Below are 23344 nucleotides of genomic sequence, written 5' to 3' on the forward strand. Positions count from 1 at the left end.
GGGTTCACTTTTTTGTTTAAAAGAATTATTTCTCGAATTCAGCTTTTGATTTAGTATCTGCATACTCTTCAGCTATCTCGCTTGAGAGTATGTCATCATAACTTGGTAATTGAATATCCTGACCATATTTGTTACGAAGGGCAGTTGTTACTAAGCGGTAAGCAAGGTTAGCATTACGAGAAAGAATCGGACCATGGAAGTAGCTACCATAAACGTTTTTATAGTGGACACCTTCAGTACCATCTTCCTTGTTATTACCATTACCGTAGACCACTTTACCAAGTGGTTTTTGATCATCGGAAAGGAAGGTGCGACCTTGGTGATTTTCAAAACCATAATAGGTTTCATTGAATTCTTCGTTATGAATCTTGATGTCACCGATGTAGCGGTTATTTTCCTGATTAAGGGTATAGTGGCCCATAACACCGATACCATCAATGCGGACACCGTTGGCTTGGATGTAATATTGTCCGAGAAGTTGGAAACCACCACAAATCGCTAAGATGACTTTGTTATCTTGAATGTATTGATCAATAGCGTCACGTTTTGACGGGAGATCTTTGGCAACGATGGATTGTTCGTAGTCTTGACCACCTCCAAAGAAGACTATGTCGTAGAGCTCCTTGTCGAAGTCGTCGCCAACTGAAACGATATCGAAGGTCATCTTAGCACCAAGCTTTTCCCCCACGTATTTCATCATAAGGACATTGCCATTGTCACCATAAGTATTGAGAAGATTACCGTAAAGGTGGGCAACATTTAGGATATAGGTGTAGTCACGATTTTCTGGCGATTTGAGAGAAGTATAAGTCATTAGTTCATCCCCTTTCCGACAGCATGACGTTGGGCCAGAATATCACGGAATTCAAGCATGGCAGTATAGGTCGCTAAGATATAGGCGTGGTCGCAGTCTTGCTTTTCAATTAGGGTCATAATATCTTCGAGTTTTTCTGCTTGTGTAATTTTGTCCTCTGGATAGCCAGTTACACGCAGACGACGGGCAATTTCAGAGTGACGGACACCACCAGCATTAATTTCAGGAATATCCATATCGAGAATGCTTTCAAAGTTGGCATCCCAAATCCAGCTGGTGTCAATACTATCAGCATAGTTGGCATTAAGAAGGACTGACAAGCTAAATGGATAGTCTGCAAGTTTAATCATATCCAGAGCTTGGCTAGCTCCAACTGGATTCTTAATCAGTACGAGAGTACATGATTTATCACCAATTTTAAAGGTTTCTTGGCGTCCAAAGACAGCACGACTCTTATCAAAACCAGCTTTGATTTGCTCTGGCACAACGCCGAAGAATTCAGCGACAGAAACGGCAGCAAGGGCATTATAGATGTTGTAGAGCCCCCCAACGTTAATCTTGTAATCTTGACCGTCAATGATAAATTCAGAAGTGGTGTTGGTGATTTTTGTCAGCTGCGTTAGCTTATAATCTAATTCTGGACGGTGGAAGTCACAGTTAAGGCACACATAGTCACCCAAGTTAGCGTAAGTATTAAGGTGATACTGAAGAATGCTCTCGCACTTAGGACACACAATTCCTTCAGTATTATAGTGTGTAAGCTCTGGCGCATGTTTTTCAGTGTCAAAACCGTAGAAACGTACGGGATTGACTAGCTCTTTAGAATTAAAAAGAGGACTGTCCCCGTTAGCCAAAATAGTTGCCGCTGGCGCCTTAGCAGCACCATCTAAAATCATCTGATAAGTGGTGTAAATTTCACCGTAACGGTCCATTTGGTCACGGAAAATATTTGTGAAGACAAAAAGACTTGGAGTGATATACTCAGTGATTTTTGGAAGGCTAGCTTCATCAATCTCTAAGACAGCGATTTTCTTACCAGATTTAGCTCTTTTAGCAGTTAGAAAGGTGGAAGTAATCCCAGTGATCATGTTGGCTCCACTAGGATTAGTTACAATTTCACCGTAAGCTTCTTTTAGAATACCGACTGTCAAAGCGGTTGTCAGAGTCTTACCGTTGGTACCAGTGACAACGACGATTTCATAATCTTTAGCTAGTGTGTCTAAAATATCTTTATCAAATTTAAGGGCGATTTTTCCTGGGAGGGTTGAGCCACGTCCCAATTTTGAGAGAACAAAGTGACTAGCTTTACCTGCCAAGATACCCATAGTAGTTTTTATAGTCATGGTTTTATTTTATCATAAAAAGTAGTGATTGTAGCCTCAAAATAGTTTGAATTCATGGTATAATAGAAACTGTTAAAAAATTAAAAGAAAGTGTGATGAGTATGGGATTACTTTCGTCCATTGACGTTGATTTTTGGCGGTCACTTTTTGATAGTCCGCTGAGGGTTCTTGTCAATAGTTTGGACATATTGATTGTTGCTTTTTTAATTTATCGGTTTATTAGGGCTCTGAGAGGAACAAAAATCATGACCCTAGTCCAAGGGGTAGTCTTATTTATTTTTGTAAAGATTATCTCTGATTTTATTGGATTCACGACGATTTCTTATTTGATGAATCAAGTCATCAATTATGGTGCTATTGCAGCAGTCGTTATTTTTGCGCCAGAGCTTCGTTCGGCACTTGAGACATTTGGACGGACACCTCAGCATTTTTTGCAAAATAAAGAGGTCAGTTCAGATGAGAAATTGGTTCAGGCTTTTGTCAAGGCCGTCAAGTATATGAGCCCGCGTAAGATTGGAGCCTTGGTTTCTATTGAACAAACTCAGACTTTACAAGAACAGATTGCGACAGGGATTCCGCTAGATGCAGTGGTGACTGGGGAACTTCTAATAAATATCTTCATACCAAATACGCCGCTTCATGATGGTGCAGTAATTATAAGAGATAATAAGGTTACAACAGCTTGTTCTTATCTGCCATTATCAGAGTCTAATAAGATTTCCAAAGAATTTGGGACAAGACACAGGGCTGCTATTGGTCTTTCGGAACAAACAGATGCACTAACCTTTGTTGTCTCTGAGGAAACGGGTGCGATTTCCATTGCGTACAAGGGCAATTTTTTGCACGACCTCTCAGTTCAAGAATTTGAACATGAGTTAAGTCTTATCTTGTTGAAAGAGCAGGAACCACGTCAGTTATTCTTTCAACGTTGGATTGGAGGTGGTGAAAAATGAAGCGTCTAGTAAGATTTTTCACAAATGATCGCTTGTGGCAGATGGTAGTTGCCCTCTTCCTTGCTGTCACACTCTTTTTCACAGCATGGTCGGGGAATACGCAAAATAAAAATAATAGCTCAATTGCATCCAATACTTTCACGAAAACCGTTGAGTCGGTACCTGTGGATATCAAATACGATAGTGATAAGTACTTTATCAGTGGCTATTCCTATGATGCTGAGGTCTATCTAACAGCGACGACACAATTAGCCTTGACAACTGAAACAACAAGTGACACACGTCATTTTAAGTTGGTTGCAGATTTATCAAATTTTGGCCCAGGGACAAGTCATGTTCCTATTCAGGTTAAGAATTTACCGGATGGAATGTCTGCCCAAGTATCACCATCGACCTTGACAGCAACCATAGGTAAAAAAGCTAGTAAGACATTTGATGTAGTTGCAAATATCACACCGGATAAGTTGGCTAATGGCTATGAAGTGAAAAAGGTTAGCTTGGATGAAACCAAGGTAGAGGTGACCTCAAGTGAGGATATCATCAATCAAATTGATCACGTTCAAGCAGTCTTGGAAGGCGATGACAACTTGTCTGATGATTATGATGGTAACTTGGTTCTTCAAGCAGTTTCGTCTAATGGAACGATTTTAGCTAGTTCAATTTCCCCAGCTAAGGTTCATGCCAAGATTAGTTTGAGAAAATTGAGTAAATCAGTTCCAGTTAAGCTAGAGTTGACTGGCGATAAGGCTAGCAATGTGTCTAGTATCAGTTATAGTTTTGATCGTGGTCATGTGACCATTGTTGGTAGTCAAGAAGCCATGGATAAAATTGATAGCATCACAGTCCCTGTAGACATTAGCCAAGTAACTAAAGATACATCGAAAACCTTAGAGCTAAAAGCAGAAGGTGTTACAGTGCAGCCAAGTACTGTGAAGGTTAACTTGAAAGTCACGCAAAAGTGAGGGAGTTACATTTTCATCAAATTGAGATATAATAGATTGGGTTGAGAGGAATAGTCTCATAATAATGTAACCAATTAATAATATTTTAAAACAAGGGTTGAACATATTGGTGCAATCTTATACAGCTAGATTATCTAGATAGGTTCACTAGATTAGATTGACTCTTGCTAATGGCATCAAAGTTTAAGGAGGATTTAGTGCACAGGCACTAATAGTAAATTTATGGGTAAATATTTTGGAACAGACGGTGTTCGTGGAGAAGCAAACGTTGAGCTTACGCCTGAATTGGCTTTTAAATTAGGTCGTTTTGGTGGTTATGTGCTTAGTCAACATGAAACTGGCCGTCCTAAAGTTTTTGTGGCTCGTGATACACGTATTTCTGGTGAGATGTTAGAATCTGCTTTGGTAGCGGGACTTCTCTCAGTAGGTATCGAAGTCTATAAACTTGGGGTACTTGCGACACCAGGTGTATCATACTTGGTACGTACAGAAAATGCTAGTGCTGGTGTAATGATTTCAGCTAGTCACAATCCAGCACTTGATAATGGAATCAAGTTCTTTGGTGGAGATGGCTTTAAATTAGATGATGCACGTGAAGCGGAAATTGAAGCTCTCCTAGATGCCGCAGAAGATACTCTTCCACGCCCATCAGCTGAAGGACTTGGAACGCTTGTCGATTATCCAGAAGGTCTTCGTAAATACGAAAAATTCTTGGTGACTACTGGTCTTGACCTCGGTGGTATGAAGGTTGCCTTGGATGCTGCTAACGGTGCGGCTGCGGTATCTGCTCGTAATATTTTCCTTGACTTGAATGCAGAAATCGCTGTTATTGGTGATCAACCTGATGGCCTTAATATCAATGCTGGTGTAGGTTCTACACATCCAGAGCAATTGCAGGCCTTAGTTAGAGAATCTGGTTCAGCAATCGGTCTTGCCTTTGATGGTGACAGTGACCGTCTCATTGCCGTTGATGAAAATGGCGATATTGTCGATGGTGACAAGGTGATGTATATCATTGGTAAATACTTGTCTCAAAAAGGTGAGTTAGCTAAAAACACCATTGTTACAACAGTTATGTCAAACCTTGGTTTCCACAAGGCTCTCGACCGTGAAGGTATTAACAAGGCTGTGACTGCTGTTGGTGACCGTTACGTTGTTGAAGAAATGCGTAAAAACGGTTATAATCTTGGTGGCGAACAGTCTGGTCACGTTATTATCATGGATTACAATACAACTGGTGATGGTCAATTGACAGCTATCCAATTGACTAAAGTAATGGTTGAAACAGGTAAGAGCTTGTCTGAATTGGCAGCAGAAGTAACCATTTACCCTCAAAAATTAGTTAATATCCGTGTGGAAAATAGCATGAAAGATAAAGCTATGGACGTTCCTGCAATTGCCGCTATCATTGAAAAAATGGAAGCTGAGATGGCTGGTAATGGACGTATCTTGGTTCGTCCAAGTGGTACAGAGCCTCTCCTTCGTGTTATGGCAGAAGCACCAACAGATGATGAAGTGAACTACTATGTCGATACTATTGCCGATGTTGTTCGTGCAGAAATTGGTTTGGACTAAGTATGCTAGCTAAACTCAGAGGCTTTATGGCTACCGAAGTTTTCAAATATCTCTTCTTTGGGATTTTGGCAACTTTGGTTTACATGGTTAGTCGTACCTTGATTTTTCAGTTGACCAAACAAGGGACCCTCTCGGCTGTCCTGGCCAATGCGATTGCCATTATCTTTGCCTTTTTTACAAATGACATCTTTGTCTTTAATCAGGAAACGGCAGGTATGGCCACGCGCTTTGTTAAGTTCGTAGGAGCCCGCCTTTTGACCTTGGTCTTGGATTTGGCATTAGCCTATTTCTTGGTAGATACTTATCCAGAGATTATTGGTCAATTTGTTGGCCATAGTCAGGCATGGGTAAATGGTATCGAGAGTCTATTTGCTCAGGTCCTTATCATTGTGTTGAACTATATTATTTCAAAATTCTTCGTCTTTACGGACGAAAAAGTATAAACAAAAAGGAAGTTGTTAGGAAATGTGTTAAAAGCGTTTCTTACCGACCTCCTTTTTTGATATAATTGAAGAGACTTAAAAAATAGAAAGATGAAACATGTACGTACAATTATCTCAACGTCTCAAGGACGTAGCAACCTACGTTCCTAAAGGCGCAAAACTCTTGGATGTAGGAAGTGATCATGCCTATCTTCCAATTTATCTACTTGAAAAGGGCTTGATTACTTCAGCCATTGCTGGCGAAGTGGTAAAGGGTCCTTATGAATCAGCTCTCGCAAATGTCTCAGCTTCTGGTTTCAATGATAAAATCGACGTGCGCTTGGCGAATGGCTTAGCTGCCTTTGAGCCTTATGATGCCGTTACAACTATCACGATTTGTGGTATGGGGGGACGTCTTATTGCGGATATTCTTGATGCTGGAAAGGACAAACTTAAGGACGTAGACCGTCTGATTTTGCAACCAAATAATCGGGAAGATGATCTCCGTATCTGGTTGATGGAAAATGGTTTTACTATTGTTGCAGAAGCCATTATGACTGAAAATGGCAAATATTACGAAATCATAGTGGCAGAAGCTGGTCAAATGAACCTTTCAGAGAGGGAGATTCGCTTTGGCCCTCATCTTATGAAAGAGCAGTCTCAGGTTTTCCAGCTCAAATGGCAACGTGAAATTAATAAATTAGAGATTGCCTTGGGGTCTATTCCCCTTGCCAATCAGGATGACCGTGCAATTCTTGAAGAAAAAATTCAAACCATTAAGGAGGTTTTGGACCATGTTAGCTAGTGATCTTATCAAGTCTTATGAAAGCTTTTGTCCACCGGAACTTTCCATGGAAGGTGATGTGGTTGGCTTACAAATTGGCAGTCTGGATAAGGAGATTCAGAAGGTCATGGTTACTTTGGATGTTCGTGAGAATACAGTAGCTGAAGTCATTGAAAAAGGTGTGGACCTTATCATTGCTAAGCATGCACCTATTTTCCGTCCTGTAAAGGATTTGGTGTCGTCACCGGACCGTGATATTTTGCTTGATCTAGTTAAGCACGACATTGCTGTCTATGTCAGTCATACCAATATTGATGTCGTTGATGAAGGTCTTAATGATTGGTTCTGCGAGTTACTTGACATTAAGGATACCACTTATTTAACAGAGACTGCTGAAAATCAAGGAATCGGTCGAGTGGGTGATATTGTGCCACAGACCATTGAAGATCTTGCTCTTAAAGTCAAGTCTGCTTTTGGTTTAGATAGTGTTCGACTGGTTCGTTATAATCATGACAATCCTCTTGTTAACCGTGTGGCTATTTGCGGTGGTAGTGGTCAAGGATTTTACAAGGATGCTCTGAAAAAGGGAGCACAGGTTTTTATCACGGGAGATATTTATTACCATACGGGTCAAGAGATGATTACTAATGGCCTCTTGGCTATTGACCCCGGTCACCATATCGAAGCCCTCTTTGTCTCAAAGATTGCTGAGAAACTTGAGGTCTGGAAACGTGAGCATAATTGGCATGTGACGATACTTGAAAGTCAGTCGTCAACAAATCCTTTTGATCATTTGTAGGTGGATTTGTTTATGACTTGGTTTTTACATCAAAATGTTGTTTTCTTAGCTTTTCTTGCCGGTCTCTTTACCTGGGGATGTACTATTGTTGGCTCAGCCATAGTTTTCTTCTTCAAGAATATTAGCCGTAAATTGCAAGACATCATGATGGGCTTTGCGGTTGGTGTCATGATTGCAGCCTCTTTTTGGTCCGCTACTGGCTCCTTCTTTGGCTTATGCTAGTCAAAATGGATATGGTAAATTGTCATGGTTTCCCGCAGCAGCTGGATTCTTACTTGGTGGTGTTGCCCTTCGTTTGATTGATGCTGTCGTCCCTCACTTGCATTTGGAAAATGATATTTCAAAAGCGGAAGGAATTCAGCCTCGTAAGAAAAAATTATCAAAAACTGCCCTACTTTTTTTGGCTATTACCATTCATAACTTTCCAGAAGGATTGGCAGTCGGGGTTACCTTTGGTGCCTTGGCAGGTGGTAATATGACACTCGCTGGTCTTATGGGAGCTATTGGTCTGGCTATCGGGATTGGTTTGCAAAATGTTCCTGAAGGTGCAGCCCTTTCTATTCCTATTAGAGCAGATGCTAAATCTCGAATCAAGGCTTTCTATGTGGGTTCTATGTCAGCTATCGTGGAGCCTATCGGAGCTATCATGGGAGCTGCTCTTGTTATGTGGATGATGGCTATTATTCCTTATGCCTTGGCCTTTGCAGCAGGTGCCATGATTTTTGTGGTAACAGAGGAATTGATTCCTGAATCACAGGCAAATGGTAATACTGACATGGCAACTTTGGGACTTATGGTTGGCTTTGTAGTCATGATGGTTATGGATGTGGCCTTGGGATAAATGATTAATGATGAGCTGTTCCTGTATGTATAGGTCTCAGCTCTTTTCAAATAGATGGAGTTAGAGATGAAAATTGCAATTGTTGGAGCTGGTATTGTCGGTTCAACGGCTGCCTATTACTTATCAAAAGAAAAAGACGTAGAGGTTACTGTTTTTGACCATGGTCCTGGACAAGCAACCAAGGCAGCTGCGGGGATTATCAGCCCCTGGTTTTCTAAACGCCGAAATAAAGCTTGGTATCGCATGGCTCGTTTGGGAGCTGATTTTTACCAAGAGTTAACTTCAAATCTTGAAAATGATGGTTATGACACGAGTTTTTATGATCAGTCTGGTGTGGTCCTTCTCAAGAAAGACGATGGTAAATTGGACGGTTTGTATCAGTATGCTGAAACTAGGTTAGAAGAGTCACCTATTATTGGTGAACTCTCTATAAAAAACGCCGATGAACTCCCTAAATTCACTGGATTTGACCGTTGTCTCTATGCTTCTGGTGGAGCCAGAGTTGAGGGGGCAGAACTGACAGCTACTTTGATTGAGGCCTCTGGTTTTGAAAAGCTAGAGGGGCTAGTTACACTCTCTTCTCTTGATAATGAGACTTATGAGATTAATGCTCAAACTTTTGATAAAGTCATTCTTGCTTGTGGTGCCTGGCTAGGTCAAACGCTTGAACCCCTTGGTTTTGAAGTGGGTGTTCGACCCCAAAAGGGTCAATTACGAGATTATTTCTTTGAGGGTTTAGATACTGGTAAGTTGCCTGTTCTGATGCCAGAGGGTGAGTTAGATATCATACCTTTTGCGGGTGGAAAGATCTCGGTAGGGGCCAGTCACGAAAATGATAAAGGTTTTGATTTGACGGTTGATGAAGCTGTTTTAGAAGGTCTGGAGGAGGAGGCTAAGATCTATTTTCCTGACTTAAGTACTGCTAAGTCCTTCTCTGAACGTGTGGGAACTAGAGCATATACCAGTGACTTTTCTCCTTTCTTTGGAGAAGTTCCAGAGCTTAAAAACGTCTTCGTTGCTTCAGGTCTAGGCTCCTCTGGTCTTACAACTGGCCCACTTATTGGAAAAAATCTAGTTGATTTGGTTATGAATCGCTCTGGTAGCTTGGACAGTACTGATTATCCAGTGACTCAGTACGTTAAGAAGAAAGATCAATAGTTGTAAAGCCCCTCAACATATTAAAATTTAAGAAAAGGATGACAATCACTATTTTCAATAGAAATAGTGCAAAAAAAGGATTTCATTCGAAATTCTTATTCCATTTGATTAAGAAAATGGACAGCCTTGATTTTCTTAATGAAAGCTTAAGAGGATAGGATTTATCGTGACAAGGAGCCTAAAAAATGCTAAAATAATAGTAATATATTAAGGAAAAAAAGGAGCCTTCCTATGAAAGGTATTATTCTTGCAGGCGGTTCAGGGACACGTTTGTATCCACTGACACGTGCTGCATCCAAACAACTGATGCCGATTTACGATAAACCAATGATTTACTACCCATTGTCAACGCTTATGTTGGCTGGAATCAAGGAAATCCTCATCATTTCAACATCACAGGACCTTCCACGTTTTGAAGAACTCCTTGGCGATGGTTCAGAGTTTGGTATTTCCCTTTCCTACGCTGTACAACCAAGTCCAGATGGCTTGGCTCAAGCCTTTATCATAGGCGAAGACTTCATCGGTGATGACAGTGTTGCTCTTGTACTCGGGGACAACATTTTCCATGGCAATGGTCTTTCTGCAATGCTTCAACGTGCTGAAGCTAAGGAAAAAGGCGCAACAGTCTTTGGCTACCAAGTTAAAGACCCAGAACGTTTTGGTGTTGTTGAGTTTGATGATGATATGAATGCCATCTCAATCGAAGAAAAACCAGAACATCCAAAATCAAACTTTGCTGTAACAGGCCTTTATTTTTATGATAATGATGTCGTGGAAATTGCTAAAAATATCAAACCAAGCCCTCGTGGAGAGCTTGAAATCACTGATGTTAACAAGGCCTACTTAGATCGTGGAGATCTTTCTGTTGAGTTGATGGGGCGTGGCTTTGCTTGGTTGGATACAGGCACTCACGAAAGCCTCCTGCAAGCTGCTCAATACATTGAAACGGTTCAACGTTTGCAAAATGTCCAAGTGGCTAACCTTGAGGAAATTGCCTATCGTATGGGCTACATAACTAAAGAAAAGGTCCTCGAATTGTCACAACCGTTTAAGAAGAATGAATACGGACAATATTTGCTCCGTTTGATTGGAGAAGCATAATGACTGAACAATTTTTTGGAAAAGAACTAGCTGTACGTAAGAGTGAAGCCATTCCAGGCTTGCTTGAATTTGATATTCCAGTACATGGAGACAACCGAGGTTGGTTTAAGGAAAACTTCCAAAAAGAAAAAATGTTGCCACTTGGTTTTCCAGAATCATTCTTTGCAGAAGGAAAATTGCAAAACAACGTTTCTTTTTCACGTAAAAATGTTTTGCGTGGTTTGCACGCTGAGCCTTGGGATAAATACATCTCAGTAGCAGATGAAGGAAAGGTTCTTGGAGCATGGGTTGACCTTCGTGAAGGCGAAACTTTTGGGAATACTTACCAAACAGTTATTGATGCCTCGAAAGGAATCTTTGTTCCTCGTGGTGTTGCTAACGGTTTCCAAGTTTTGTCAGATAAGGTTGCATACAGCTATCTTGTGAACGACTACTGGGCACTTGAACTCAAACCAAAATATGCCTTTGTCAACTACGCAGACCCAAGCCTTGATATCAAGTGGGAAAACTTGGAGGAAGCAGAAGTCTCAGAAGCAGATAAAAATCACCCATTTCTCAAAGACGTCAACCCACTAAAATCAGAAGATTTGTAAAAATATAGCTGTTAAAACAATCAAGAAAATTATTATACAGTTTTAAGCCTTGCTATAAACGAGCGAATCGAGCTATATGCTTAGCTTCCCGCCGTGAGAAAAGCACCTGAACTATTTTGTTTCAGGTGTTCGGAAGTTTTGAGAGTAAAACAGTTTGGGGAACTGTTTTAGCCTGAGCCCGGAAATTAAAGGGCGAAAGGGCTCAAAACTAATTGAACATGGGCTGAGGATCGTGTCAAAAAGATAAGTTCTCCTAGAATCGAAAGATTCAGCGTTAAACTTCCTATTTTGACTTTATCCGCAGACGCCCTTTATATCTTGATTTAGTCATGGAACTTCGCAGAAGTTCGTTTACGTCCGTAATCACCTAAGGAAAGCTAAAAAATTGATTTAAGGAACAATCAAAAGTAAAAACTATTTGGAGAAAAAATGACTGAATATAAAAACATCGTCGTAACTGGTGGTGCAGGTTTCATTGGTTCAAACTTCGTACACTATGTCTACAATAATCATCCGGACGTTCATGTGACTGTCCTTGACAAACTCACATACGCTGGTAACCGTGCCAACATTGAAGAAATCCTTGGTGACCGTGTTGAATTAGTTGTTGGTGATATTGCTGATGCTGAATTGGTAGACAAATTGGCTGCTAAAGCGGATGCCATCGTTCACTATGCGGCTGAAAGCCACAATGACAATTCATTGAACGACCCATCGCCATTTATCCACACTAACTTCATTGGTACATACACACTCTTGGAGGCTGCTCGTAAATACGATATTCGTTTCCACCATGTATCAACAGATGAAGTCTATGGTGACCTTCCATTGCGTGAAGATCTCCCTGGACATGGTGAAGGTCCTGGAGAAAAATTCACAGCAGAAACAAAATATAACCCATCATCACCTTACTCATCAACTAAGGCTGCTTCAGACCTTATTGTTAAAGCATGGGTTCGTTCATTTGGTGTTAAAGCAACAATCTCAAACTGCTCAAACAACTATGGACCATACCAACATATTGAAAAATTCATCCCACGCCAAATTACCAATATCTTGTCAGGAATTAAACCAAAACTGTATGGTGATGGTAGAAACGTCCGTGACTGGATTCACACTAATGACCACTCAACCGGTGTTTGGGCCATCCTTACTAAGGGGCGTATCGGTGAAACTTACTTGATTGGTGCTGATGGTGAAAAGAACAACAAGGAAGTTCTTGAGCTCATCCTTGAAAAAATGGGTCAACCAAAAGATGCTTACGACCGTGTGACAGACCGTGCTGGTCACGATTTGCGTTACGCTATTGATTCAACAAAATTGCGTGAAGAACTTGGTTGGGAACCACAATTCACAAACTTCGAATCAGGTTTGGAAGAAACAATTAAGTGGTACACAGATCACCAAGACTGGTGGAAAGCTGAAAAAGAAGCTGTTGAAGTTAACTACGCTAAGACACAAGAAGTACTTAAATAATTGGAAAATCTATCACTTATAAACTAGTGATAGATTTTTCTATTAAGAATTGTTAGGAGAGATGTTGAATAGAAAAGAATTGATTGAATATTTTGAAGTGATTAATAATCGTAAGCCACTATTCAGGAGTGTCAGCAGGCCCTTTTAAATGGTGAATTTGTTATGGAAGGAAGACAAGCTAATTTTACCAACAACGGTAAGAATATGACTGAAGAAGCCATGCCTTTATCAAATCAAATGACTGGTCAAATGGTCAATCACCCCTCTGCAAAGCAGCTTGTCTTTGTTAAACAGAAAAAAGTTTAGAAAGAAGACGTTTATAGGTCTTGCCATTGCTTTACTTCTTGTTCTAACAACAAGTCTTGGATTATTTTTATTTTCTTCCAAAGGAACAAACTTGGGTGGTTTGTGGGTAAATAGTAATAATACTGCTTTGGTTTATGACTTAAATGGGAAGAAGTCAAAACTCGTTGTAGGCTATAGGGAAGAAGAAATCAAAGAAATCTCTATTGGTCAGAAAGTTAGACAGAAGTTTGAAACAAGCTTAGAAGACGTCAGTGATTCAAAACTAAAAACGATTGCTGATTTTGACAAGAAATACCAATTACAGACAAAAGAGGTTGTATTGGTAAAGACGGAAAGGGGTTGGCTTCTATAATCTGATTCAGAAGGATGGGGCAAACTTTGTTCTAGATTTAACCTTATCAGACCTAGATTACTACGGTTCCAACACCAAAAATTTCAAAAAGAAATGTCTTTTTCACAAGGAAGAGGTTTCAAAAGTTTTTGTTGGAAAATGGAAGACATTTAATTATGAAGATGAATCAAAAGGAGAAGTTACTATCTCTGAAAATGGAGTAATGACTACAGATTCTGATGATATAAATATCTTAATTCTTACACCTTTAAAAGAATATCTGATGAATCAATCAGGCGGAGGTGATAATAGTAAGGTACAAAAAGAGTTTGCTGAAATACAGAAGTCCCTTAAGTCACACGGTTATCAGGCTAAGAGTGTTAACGATATCTACCACGTCGAGAAAGGTTTATACTATTTTGTAGTTGTGAATGGTAGTAAACGCATTATTGTCTCGGAAGATGCTACGATCATCCCTATTCAGGTTATCTTGAAAAAGAAGGTACTCGCTAATATCAGATAAGATAAGGAGTACTTAAATAATAGTCAAGAGTCTATCATTCCTGTGGGAGTGATAGGCTTTTTTGGTTAAAAGGACCTATTAACTTATAACAGAAAGACAAAACATTACAAAAAGTTACAAAATTACAAGGTAGTGTAAAATAAGTTGTGTAAACACAAAAAAGGAATAAATCCGTTATAGTAGAGTTGCAAAACATTACTAGAAAGAGATTTATTCCTATGACTCAGTTTACCACAGAACTACTTAACTTCCTAGCCCAAAAGCAAGATATTGATGAATTTTTCCGTACTTCTCTTGAAACAGCAATGAATGATCTGCTTCAAGCAGAGTTATCAGCCTTTTTAGGGTATGAACCTTACGATAAATTAGGCTATAATTCTGGGAATAGTCGTAACGGAAGCTATGCACGGAAATTCGAAACCAAATATGGGACTGTTCAGTTGAGTATTCCTAGAGATCGTAATGGGAACTTTAGTCCAGCTTTGCTTCCCGCTTATGGACGTCGAGATGACCACTTGGAAGAGATGGTTATCAAACTCTATCAAACCGGTGTAACGACTCGAGAAATTAGTGATATCATCGAGCGAATGTATGGTCATCACTATAGTCCTGCCACAATTTCTAATATCTCAAAAGCAACTCAGGAGAATGTCGCTACTTTTCATGAGCGAAGCTTAGAAGCCAATTACTCTGTTTTATTTCTTGACGGAACCTATCTCCCCTTAAGACGTGGAACCGTTAGTAAAGAATGTATTCATATCGCACTTGGCATTACACCAGAAGGACAGAAGGCTGTTCTTGGATATGAAATCGCCCCAAATGAAAACAATGCTTCTTGGTCCACCCTGTTAGACAAGCTTCAAAACCAAGGAATCCAACAGGTTTCTCTTGTAGTGACCGATGGCTTCAAGGGGCTTGAACAGATTATCAATCAGGCTTACCCATTAGCTAAACAACAACGTTGCTTAATTCATATTAGTCGAAATCTAGCTAGTAAAGTGAAACGAGCAGATAGAGCGGTTATTCTGGAGCAATTTAAAACGATTTATCGTGCTGAAAATTTAGAAATGGCAGTGCAAATTTTAGAGAACTTTATCGCCGAATGGAAACCAAAGTATAGGAAAGTCATGGAAAGTCTGGAGAATACGGATAATCTTTTAACTTTTTATCAGTTTCCCTACCAGATTTGGCATAGCATTTATTCGACAAACCTCATTGAGTCTCTTAACAAAGAAATCAAACGTCAAACGAAAAAGAAGGTTCTTTTTCCTAACGAGGAGGCTCTGGAACGTTATTTAGTTACCCTGTTTGAAGATTATAATTTCAAGCAAAATCAACGCATCCATAAAGGGTTTGGCCAATGTGCTGACACACTTGAAAGCTTATTTGATTAACATTCTTCAACTCTACTTGAGTGTTTACACATAATTATTGACAGTATCAATTACAAACAACGCTTGAATTTTATAATATAATATACATACAGAAAAAAGGTTTATGAAAATAAAAAGTATAGTTATCCATGTTTGTTTACTTGTTTTGTTATCTGTAGCTTTTTCTGGGGCTCTTATCGGATGTGGCTTCAAGTCAGAAAAAAGGCACTACATCATCATCTACAACTTCAACTTCTAAAGTAGTAAAGTCATCAGCAAAGACAAAAACTACTGAAAGGAAATCTGCTAAAAAGGCCAAGACCTAGCAAGTGATTCTGAATCTAGCTCAGTAAAAGAAATCAAGCTACAGCTGTAACTGATACTCAATCAGGAACAAGTAGTAGTGCTACTACTGAGTCAAATAAGTCTGGCCAAGTAACACCTGATACCCAAAGTGACTCTCATGTTCCATCAGCCTTGGTTGGAACCTGGACTGGTATGAGTCCTCAAGCAACAGATATTAGTTTTACAGTTGATGCTGATGAAAACATTACTTCAAAGGAAAATTTTAATGTCGCTTACGAACCCTATTGTCAAAGTTTTATAACTGCAAAAGCTGTACAGATTTCTGGTAATTTCTACGTTTAGTAAGGTGGCAATTACTCTCTGGCCTTACTGGAATAGGGGGATCTGGTTTCCAAGTTAAGCCTAGTTTTATTCTTGAAAATATCACATACACACCAGTTCAAGTTATCTCTGATTTGGGACCAACCTTTGATTATAGCCACTACAATGCTTTTCCATTTTCATTAACAAAATGAAGTAAAGAAGCTATCTGGAGAGATGGCTTCTTTTTTGCGTCAAACTCTTCTTTTTCAAGGTCTCATTTCTGCTAAAAAAATGGTAGAATAGTTACATGCAAACAAAACCAACATCAGCTTATGTGCACATCCCATTTTGCACACAAATTTGTTATTATTGTGACTTTTCCAAGGTATTTATTAAAAATCAGCCCGTTGATGACTACCTACGGGCTTTGATTCGTGAGTGGGAGCTTTCAGATATCAAGGAGCTTCGTACCCTTTATATTGGTGGGGGGACACCCACAGCTATTTCTGCTGAGCAATTGGACTACCTTTTAAGTCATCTTCAGAAGAACTTGGATTTATCAAAGCTGGAGGAGTTTACCATTGAGGCCAATCCTGGTGATTTGACGGTTGATAAAATTGAAGTACTAAAAAAATCTGCTGTTAATCGGGTATCTCTAGGGGTTCAGACTTTTGATGACAAACACTTGCGTCAAATTGGTCGCAGTCACAATCAAGCACAGATTTATGAAAGCATTGATAGCTTGAAGTCTGCTGGTTTCCATAATATTTCCATTGACCTCATTTATGCTCTGCCTGGTCAAACTATGGACCAAGTCAAGGAAAATGTGAGAAAGGCACTGGAACTGGATATTCCACATCTAAGTCTCTACAGTTTGATATTGGAACATCACACGGTCTTTATGAATAAGATGCGTCGGGGTAAGCTCAATCTACCCACTGAGGACTTGGAAGTAGAGATGTTTGACTATATTATCCAAGAGTTGGAAAAAAATGGTTTTGAGCACTACGAGATTTCTAACTTTACCAAACCCGGGATGGAGAGCCGACATAATCTCATGTATTGGAATAATGATGAATACTATGGAGTGGGTGCTGGGGCCTCTGGTTATGTGAATGGTGTTCGTTACCGTAATCGAGGACCGATCCAACATTACCTAAAGGCTATAGCTGAGGATGGTCATGCTAGACTCAATGAAGAACATCTGACTAAGGTAGAGATGATGGAGGAGGAGTTTTTCCTTGGTTTACGTAAAAAGTCGGGTGTGTCTATCAAACGGTTTGAAGAGAAGTTTGGTATGTCATTTGCGGATACTTATGGAGACATTGTGGAAAAACTACAGGCAGATGGTCTCTTGGTCAAGGATCCAGAGGTTGTTCGTATGACGAAACGTGGACTCTTTCTGGGGGATAGTGTCGCTGAGCAATTTATCTTGGAGGATTAGATGGGATTAAAATTTAGCATTCCTTATCAGATTCCGTTTTATGAGACGGACATCACACATCATGTGAAATTGCCACACTTATTGGCTTTTTCACTGCAAGTCTCTGGCATGCAGTCAGAATCTCTGGGTAATACGGATAAGGACGTTTTTGATAATTACGGTCTTGTTTGGATTGTGACAGACTATGCTATTGAGATTGACCGTTTGCCTCGCTACAATGAAAAAGTAACCATTACAACGGAAGCCATTTCCTATAATAAGATTTTCTGTTACCGTAATTTTTATATCACAGATGAGGCTGGTCAGCAAATCATGCTCTTTAAGACTACCTTTGCCCTCATGGATTATGAAACGCGTAAGGTAGCGGAGGTGCCAGATGAGGTGGTAGCACCTTATGGAGCAGATAAGATTAAAAAGTTGCTTCGAGGTCCTCACTATAAGACTTTGGAAAATCCGCTTGAGATCTTATACCGTGTACGCTATTTTGACCTGGACATGAATGGACACGTTAATAATAGTAAGTACTTAGAGTGGATGTTGGATGTTTTCGATTTGGACTTTTTGACCGAGTACACACCAGCCCATATTGATCTCAAGTACGTTAAAGAAATCCATCATGGCTCAAAAATTTATTCTGGCTATGAGTTTGACCAAGGCAGTTTGAGCAGTCAACACCAGATTTGTGTTGATGGTAATGTTCATGCCCAGGCCATTATTCAATGGAAAGAAATAGGAGACGAGTAAGATGACATATAAAGGTTATTTGATTGATTTAGATGGAACCATTTATAAGGGGAAGGATCGTATTCCTGAAGGGGAGGCCTTTGTTAAGGAGTTGCAGAAGCGCCAGATTCCCTATCTTTTTGTGACTAATAACAGTACGCGTACACCAGAGATGGTCCAAGAGCTTTTGTGTAATCAGTGCGAGTTGGAAACGCCTCTTGAAACTATTTATACAGCAACCCTGGCGACAGTTGACTACATGAATGATATGAATCGTGGTAAGGCAGTTTATGTTATTGGTGAGACTGGGCTTAAATCTGCTATTGCGGATGCTGGTTATACGGTAGATGAGGAAAATCCTGATTATGTGGTAGTGGGATTGGACCGTGATGTCACTTATGAAATGCTGGTTAAAGCAACCCTTGCTATCCATAAAGGGGCTATGTTTATTGGGACAAACCCAGATTTGAATATCCCAACAGAACGAGGTCTGCTTCCAGGTGCTGGTTCCCTCTTGGCCCTTATTGAGGCAGCGACGCGTGTGAAACCAATCATTATTGGTAAGCCTAAAGCTATTATCATGAACAAGGCTCTTGAAATCCTTGGAACAGAACGTAGCCAAACTATTGTGGTTGGTGATAATTACTTGACTGATATTACAGCTGGTATTAAAAATGACTTTCCAACACTTCTTGTGACGACTGGTTTCACCAAGGCGGAAGAAGTTGTGGATTTACCAGTAAAACCAGACCATGTACTTGCTAGTCTAGCGGAGTGGGATTTTGATGCGAACTAATATTGAAGCAGTGTTGACTCCTATTTGGCTCCTGGCCTTGTCTATTCTGGTCACGATTTACCTAGCATGGGACTTCTATTATTTTGATGTTGACTGGATGCATCTTTTGAACTATGTCGTTATCGGCAAAAGTGATCTTTGGCATAACTTCAATGTCCTCATGCGGTATCTGACCTTTCCTTGGGTGGGCCGTTTGGCCATGCCTGATTTTCCGTCGTCGGAGAGTGGTCTTAAGCATTTTCATGATGTCAAGTGGCTCTTTCATCTGGTTCAGATCCTTGTTGTCCTACTGGCTTATCCAGCTGTGAGCTTTCTTTGGCGAAATGTGAAGAAGGGGACTTTTGGTCTCTATCGTAAACTTTATCTGAGTCTAGCTGTTTTACCAATCCTTATTGGAGTAGTGGGATTTTTCCTAGGATTTGATCATTTCTTCATTCTCTTTCATGAGGCTCTCTTTCCTGGAGATAGTAGTTGGCTTTTTAATCCAATGCTTGACCCGATTATTAATGTTTTGCCAGAAGAGTATTTCCTTCAATGTTTTGTGATTTTCTTTATAATGTACGAGGGAATCATGATGGGATTGACCTGGCTAGCCCATAAACAGGTGAGAAGCTATTTAAAAAATAAGGAGTAATGATGTTTATTCGTGATAACCATTTGCATACCCATCATTCCTATGATTCGGATGCGAATTTTACTGATTATTTAACCCATTTTGATGGCGAGATTGTAACAACTGAGCATTATGATCTCTCTAATCCCTATACGAAACAGGACGATGTGCCAGATTACGAGTCTTATAGTCATGAGGTTGAAAAACTCAACCTCAAGTATGGCAATCGTATTAAACGAGGCATCGAGATTGGCTATTACCAGCCTAGAGAAAGCGATATTTTAGACTTTTTGGATGGTAAGGACTATGATCTCAAACTGCTTTCTGTTCACCATAATGGGGTTAATGATTATCTTGATGATGAGGTGGCTGAAATGGACAAGGCTAACATTATTCAAGAATATCTGGATAAGTTGGAGTATGCTGTTGGTCGTGTGGACGCAGATGTTCTGGCCCACTTTGACTATGGTTTCCGTCTTTTTGATATGACTGTTGATGAGCTAAAAGCTTATGAGAATCAGCTTAAACGTATTTTTAAGAAAATGATTGCTAATGATTTGGCTTTTGAGCTGAATTCAAAGAGCATGTACCTTTATCATCATGAAGGTCTTTATCGTTATGTCTTGGCCCTTGTCAAGGATTTGGGATGTCGCAAGTATTCTATTGGCTCTGATGGGCATAAATTGGAGCATTTTCGTCTGAACTTTGATAAGATTCAGGAGCTCTTGAGAGAATTCGAAATTACAGAAGATATGATTATATAGAGCAGACAGCTTCAGTTGAGGCTGTCTTTTCTTAAGGGAAACTTAAAGGAAAGACGCTATTATGGGATTTATAGAAGATTTTAAGATTTGCTTGTTATGCTAATTTCAAGCAATTCGTCGACAGCATCTACCAGCACTGGTGATGTCACTAAGACGGATACGACTTATAAAGATGACAATATGGAAATTGAAATCACGACGGGTAAAGCTAGTGATTCCACTTACTATGTTGCTGATATCAAGCTTTCAAGTGCGGACTACCTTAAAATAGCTTTGGACAAAACACCTATGGTACCAATATAACTGATGTCACTTCAAGTATTGTCCAGCAACATAATGCTATCTTTGCCATCAATGATGACTATTATGGGGATAACTAGTCAGGCTATGTGATTAAAAATGGTCAAGTCTATCGTGATACTGATCGAAACAGTGACTATGAAGACCCCTGCAGTCTACTCAGACGGTAGCTTCAAGACCTTTAACGATAGTGAGACAACTGCTCAAAAACTGGTCGATTCAGGTGTGGTGAATACCTTTGCCTTCGGTCCAACCCTGGTTGAAAATGGTAAGGTAGCTGTCTCAGAAAATGAAGAGGTTGGTCAAGACATGTCCGACAATCCACGTACAGCTATCGTAGTTAATGAAGAAAGTGATGGAAGTGTACACTACATTGTCATTGTCTCTGATGGTCGTACCAGTGAGTCGTCAGGATTGACTCTTTATGAAATGGCAGAGTTGATGAAATCTTATGGCGTGATGACTGGTTACAAGCTTAATGGTGGTGACTCATCAACCATGTATTCTAATGGTCAAGTCATTAATAAGCCAACCCACAAACGGAAACAAAATCTCAGAAAGGGCGGTGAGCGATATCGTTTACATCGGTTACTAAAAAATCTGCTAGCGAGCACTTTTTCACCACCTATATTGGTTTAACTATTTTTAGCCTGGTCTTTACCTTTGTCTATGAACTCTTTTCTTATGGTGAATCATCCACGTTTATGCGCCTGATGTTCTTTGCACCATTGGCTGGAGCTATGATTTATCTGCTAACAGGACTGGGAATGTCTTGGGTGAGAAATCGTGTCTCGAAATTCTTATTAAATTCAGCAATCGCGGTTGTATCAAGTGCCTGTTTAGTTAAAGGCATTGTTGAAGTTTCAGGACGTACAACTAGTGTGGATATGCCCTATTGGTATGTGGAAGCTGGACTACTTTGTTTGAGTCTTCTAATAGGATTTATCAGATCTAGAAAACTGGCTTAAAAATGAAAGCTTGGAGTAATTGAACTGCACCCCAAAAGTTAGACAGAAAAAATCTAACTTTTGGGGTGTTTTTATTATGAAACTAACTTATGAAGATAAAGTTCAAATATATGAATTGAGAAAGCAAGGAGAAAGCTTTAAACGACTTTCAAATCAATTTGGGGTGAACGTTTCTTGTCTAAAATATATGGTGAAATTAATTGACCGTTATGGAATAAACATCATCAAAAAAGGAAAGAATCGTTATTATTCTCCTAAATTAAAACAAGAAATGATTGATAAGGTGCTACTTGAAGGTCGTTCACAAAAAAGTGTAAGTCTTGATTATTGTCCTCCAAGTGGTGGAATGTTGCCTAACTAGATAGCACAATATAAAAAAATGGGTATACAATTCTTGAGAAAAGAAGAGGCAGAGTACCTAAAATGGAGCGTAAACGTAAGAAAACTTGGGAAGAAATGACAGAACTAGAGCGACTCCAAGAGGAGAATGAACGCTTACGTACCGAGGTGGCCTACCTAAAAAAGTTAAAAGAGTTAGAGGAAAGGGACGAAGCCTTACATCGAGAAAGGCAGAAACAGTTAGAGAAATGGTTTCAGGAGGATTTCGACTAGATTTACTTCTTGAAACAGCACGTTTAGCTCGCTCGACTTACTATTATCAGTTGAAACAACTAGATGGGCACGACAAAGATAAAGAGACTAAAGGCGAAATTCAAGAAATTTATTATGAGTATAAAGGAAATTATGGCTATCGCCGAATAACTCTGGAATTGAGGAATCGTGGTTTTGTAGTGAACCAGAAGAAGGTCCAACGTCTGATGAAGCTCCTTGGTTTAAGTTCCCAAATTTGTCGTAAACGCAAGTATTCTTCATACCAAGGAGAAGTTGGCAAGAAAGCAGATAACCTTAGTGATCAAGGTTGGCAATACCAACATCAGTATTAACATCAATTTTTAGAGGATAAGGGGATCCAACCGTCCATGTCACGTAAGGGGAAAAATAGTCCAGATAATGGTATGATGGAATCCTTCTTTGGCATTCTTAAGTCTGAGATGTTTTATGGTTACGAGAAGACGTTTCACTCACTTGAGCAATTGGAACAAGCTATTGTAGACTATATTGATTATTACAACAACAAACACATTAAGGTAAAACTAAAAGGACTTGGTCCTGTGCAATACTGAACTAAATCCTTTGGATAAATTAGTTGTCTAACTTTATGGGGTCAGTACACATACTTCAGGCTTTTTACCTTGCTTTGAAATTTTATTTAGGATAAATATACACCTTATAAGTGGAAAAATTATTTTGAATCAGGAAATAGACTAAAGAGATTTTTATGAAAATAACAGAGATTTATTTTTGTGACAGCAATATAAATAAAAGGAGACTTTTTCTAGCGATGGAAGCAGCTGAAACTGCATGCATTGCTGAAATTATCCACAGGGAAATATCACCTGACGACCATTAACTCCTTAGGAAATCTCAAAAAGACTATGTGTTTTTTTTATTAAATATACAAAAAAGGCTTGCATTGTTTTAAATTTTCATGTAGAATAATTTCAAATTAAATCGTTGAGAGAAAAAAGTCAGATCGTTTTACAGAGAATGCGGGAAGCTGAGAACGCATGAGATCAAAGACGACACATTCTTGAGAGCGTATGCGAACTCTGGATGACAGTAGTGTACGACGGGTGGTTCCGTTAGAGACTGGGAGTTACAAGTGAAACTTTGTGACTTCATGAGGAAGAGGGGGTGACCCCTGTTCGAATT

The 23344-nt window shown here is 39.6% G+C and carries 23 protein-coding genes and 4 pseudogenes; 25 read left to right on the forward strand and 2 right to left on the reverse strand.

Features of this window, described 5'->3' with window-relative positions; all coding sequences use genetic code 11:
• Positions 1-25 precede the first annotated feature (25 nt).
• Positions 26-814, reverse strand: a complete 789-nt coding sequence (gene gatD, locus MHH90_RS03860; RefSeq protein ID WP_011226159.1) for a lipid II isoglutaminyl synthase subunit GatD — start codon at positions 812-814, stop codon at positions 26-28.
• Positions 814-2157, reverse strand: a complete 1344-nt coding sequence (gene murT / locus MHH90_RS03865; RefSeq protein WP_064355965.1) for a lipid II isoglutaminyl synthase subunit MurT — start codon at positions 2155-2157, stop codon at positions 814-816. The genes gatD and murT overlap by 1 nt, the downstream gene beginning before the upstream one ends.
• A 101-nt stretch (positions 2158-2258) precedes the next feature.
• Here murT and cdaA point away from each other — a divergent pair, with 101 nt between their 5' ends.
• From cdaA to MHH90_RS03985, 25 genes and pseudogenes are all read left to right on the forward strand, one after another.
• Positions 2259-3110, forward strand: a complete 852-nt coding sequence (gene cdaA, locus MHH90_RS03870; RefSeq protein WP_002951083.1) for a diadenylate cyclase CdaA — start codon at positions 2259-2261, stop codon at positions 3108-3110.
• On the forward strand, positions 3107-4072 hold the full coding sequence (locus MHH90_RS03875; protein WP_002951082.1) for a CdaR family protein: 966 nt from the start codon (positions 3107-3109) through the stop codon (positions 4070-4072). The genes cdaA and MHH90_RS03875 overlap by 4 nt, the downstream gene beginning before the upstream one ends.
• A gap of 222 nt (positions 4073-4294) precedes the next feature.
• Positions 4295-5647 carry a phosphoglucosamine mutase gene (gene glmM, locus MHH90_RS03880; RefSeq protein WP_011226155.1) on the forward strand — a complete coding sequence of 451 codons (1353 nt, stop codon included), beginning with the start codon at positions 4295-4297 and terminating at the stop codon, positions 5645-5647.
• Between the two features lie 2 nt (positions 5648-5649).
• A complete protein-coding gene (locus MHH90_RS03885; protein WP_014608439.1) occupies positions 5650-6090 on the forward strand; it encodes a GtrA family protein in 441 nt (146 codons plus the stop codon).
• Between the two features lie 97 nt (positions 6091-6187).
• Complete coding sequence (locus tag MHH90_RS03890) at positions 6188-6874, forward strand: tRNA (adenine(22)-N(1))-methyltransferase (protein WP_084828894.1); 687 nt, start codon at positions 6188-6190, stop codon at positions 6872-6874.
• Positions 6864-7652: a Nif3-like dinuclear metal center hexameric protein gene (locus tag MHH90_RS03895; RefSeq protein WP_011226154.1), complete on the forward strand. Its 789-nt coding sequence runs from the start codon at positions 6864-6866 to the stop codon at positions 7650-7652. The genes MHH90_RS03890 and MHH90_RS03895 overlap by 11 nt, the downstream gene beginning before the upstream one ends.
• A 12-nt stretch (positions 7653-7664) precedes the next feature.
• Positions 7665-8493 (forward strand): annotated as a pseudogene (locus MHH90_RS03900) (ZIP family metal transporter).
• A gap of 66 nt (positions 8494-8559) precedes the next feature.
• Entirely contained in the window at positions 8560-9651 is a 1092-nt protein-coding gene (locus tag MHH90_RS03905; RefSeq protein WP_024704255.1) for an NAD(P)/FAD-dependent oxidoreductase, read from the forward strand.
• 231 nt (positions 9652-9882) lie between these two features.
• Entirely contained in the window at positions 9883-10752 is an 870-nt protein-coding gene (rfbA, locus tag MHH90_RS03910; RefSeq protein WP_084828892.1) for a glucose-1-phosphate thymidylyltransferase RfbA, read from the forward strand.
• Positions 10752-11345: a dTDP-4-dehydrorhamnose 3,5-epimerase family protein gene (locus tag MHH90_RS03915; protein WP_084828891.1), complete on the forward strand. Its 594-nt coding sequence runs from the start codon at positions 10752-10754 to the stop codon at positions 11343-11345. The genes rfbA and MHH90_RS03915 overlap by 1 nt, the downstream gene beginning before the upstream one ends.
• Before the next feature lie 429 nt (positions 11346-11774).
• On the forward strand, positions 11775-12821 hold the full coding sequence (gene rfbB, locus MHH90_RS03920) for a dTDP-glucose 4,6-dehydratase (protein ID WP_100273313.1): 1047 nt from the start codon (positions 11775-11777) through the stop codon (positions 12819-12821).
• Between the two features lie 162 nt (positions 12822-12983).
• Entirely contained in the window at positions 12984-13127 is a 144-nt protein-coding gene (locus MHH90_RS03925; protein ID WP_223899688.1) for a hypothetical protein, read from the forward strand.
• The gene (locus tag MHH90_RS03930; protein WP_223899687.1) at positions 13105-13479 is read left to right on the forward strand and encodes a hypothetical protein; all 375 of its coding nucleotides are present in this window, start codon (positions 13105-13107) and stop codon (positions 13477-13479) included. Before MHH90_RS03925 ends, MHH90_RS03930 begins: the two co-directional genes overlap by 23 nt.
• 202 nt (positions 13480-13681) lie before the next feature.
• Entirely contained in the window at positions 13682-13981 is a 300-nt protein-coding gene (locus MHH90_RS03935; RefSeq protein WP_100262492.1) for a hypothetical protein, read from the forward strand.
• Positions 13982-14199: 218 nt separating this feature from the next.
• On the forward strand, positions 14200-15375 hold the full coding sequence (locus MHH90_RS03940; RefSeq protein WP_340725732.1) for an IS256-like element IS1191 family transposase: 1176 nt from the start codon (positions 14200-14202) through the stop codon (positions 15373-15375).
• A 103-nt stretch (positions 15376-15478) separates the two neighbouring features.
• Positions 15479-16175, forward strand: a pseudogene (locus MHH90_RS10215) (hypothetical protein).
• A 95-nt stretch (positions 16176-16270) separates the two neighbouring features.
• Positions 16271-17407, forward strand: a complete 1137-nt coding sequence (gene hemW / locus MHH90_RS03950) for a radical SAM family heme chaperone HemW (protein ID WP_100262685.1) — start codon at positions 16271-16273, stop codon at positions 17405-17407.
• On the forward strand, positions 17408-18151 hold the full coding sequence (locus tag MHH90_RS03955; protein ID WP_084828886.1) for an acyl-ACP thioesterase domain-containing protein: 744 nt from the start codon (positions 17408-17410) through the stop codon (positions 18149-18151).
• A gap of 1 nt (position 18152) precedes the next feature.
• Complete coding sequence (locus MHH90_RS03960) at positions 18153-18926, forward strand: TIGR01457 family HAD-type hydrolase (protein WP_084829677.1); 774 nt, start codon at positions 18153-18155, stop codon at positions 18924-18926.
• Positions 18916-19560: a TIGR01906 family membrane protein gene (locus MHH90_RS03965; protein ID WP_084829676.1), complete on the forward strand. Its 645-nt coding sequence runs from the start codon at positions 18916-18918 to the stop codon at positions 19558-19560. Before MHH90_RS03960 ends, MHH90_RS03965 begins: the two co-directional genes overlap by 11 nt.
• An 8-nt stretch (positions 19561-19568) precedes the next feature.
• Entirely contained in the window at positions 19569-20303 is a 735-nt protein-coding gene (locus tag MHH90_RS03970; protein ID WP_084829963.1) for a PHP domain-containing protein, read from the forward strand.
• 96 nt (positions 20304-20399) lie between these two features.
• Positions 20400-20606, forward strand: a complete 207-nt coding sequence (locus tag MHH90_RS10220) for an exopolysaccharide biosynthesis protein (protein WP_087010261.1) — start codon at positions 20400-20402, stop codon at positions 20604-20606.
• A 153-nt stretch (positions 20607-20759) separates the two neighbouring features.
• Positions 20760-21198 (forward strand): annotated as a pseudogene (locus MHH90_RS10225) (phosphodiester glycosidase family protein); the annotation flags it as partial.
• Complete coding sequence (locus MHH90_RS03980; protein WP_318825064.1) at positions 21176-21571, forward strand: hypothetical protein; 396 nt, start codon at positions 21176-21178, stop codon at positions 21569-21571. The pseudogene MHH90_RS10225 and the gene MHH90_RS03980, both read left to right, overlap by 23 nt.
• Before the next feature lie 76 nt (positions 21572-21647).
• Positions 21648-22755 (forward strand): annotated as a pseudogene (locus MHH90_RS03985) (IS3 family transposase).
• Positions 22756-23344 lie beyond the last annotated feature (589 nt).

The sequence above is a fragment of the Streptococcus sp. FSL E2-3488 genome, from assembly GCF_038003585.1.
GTDB lineage: Bacteria > Bacillota > Bacilli > Lactobacillales > Streptococcaceae > Streptococcus > Streptococcus thermophilus.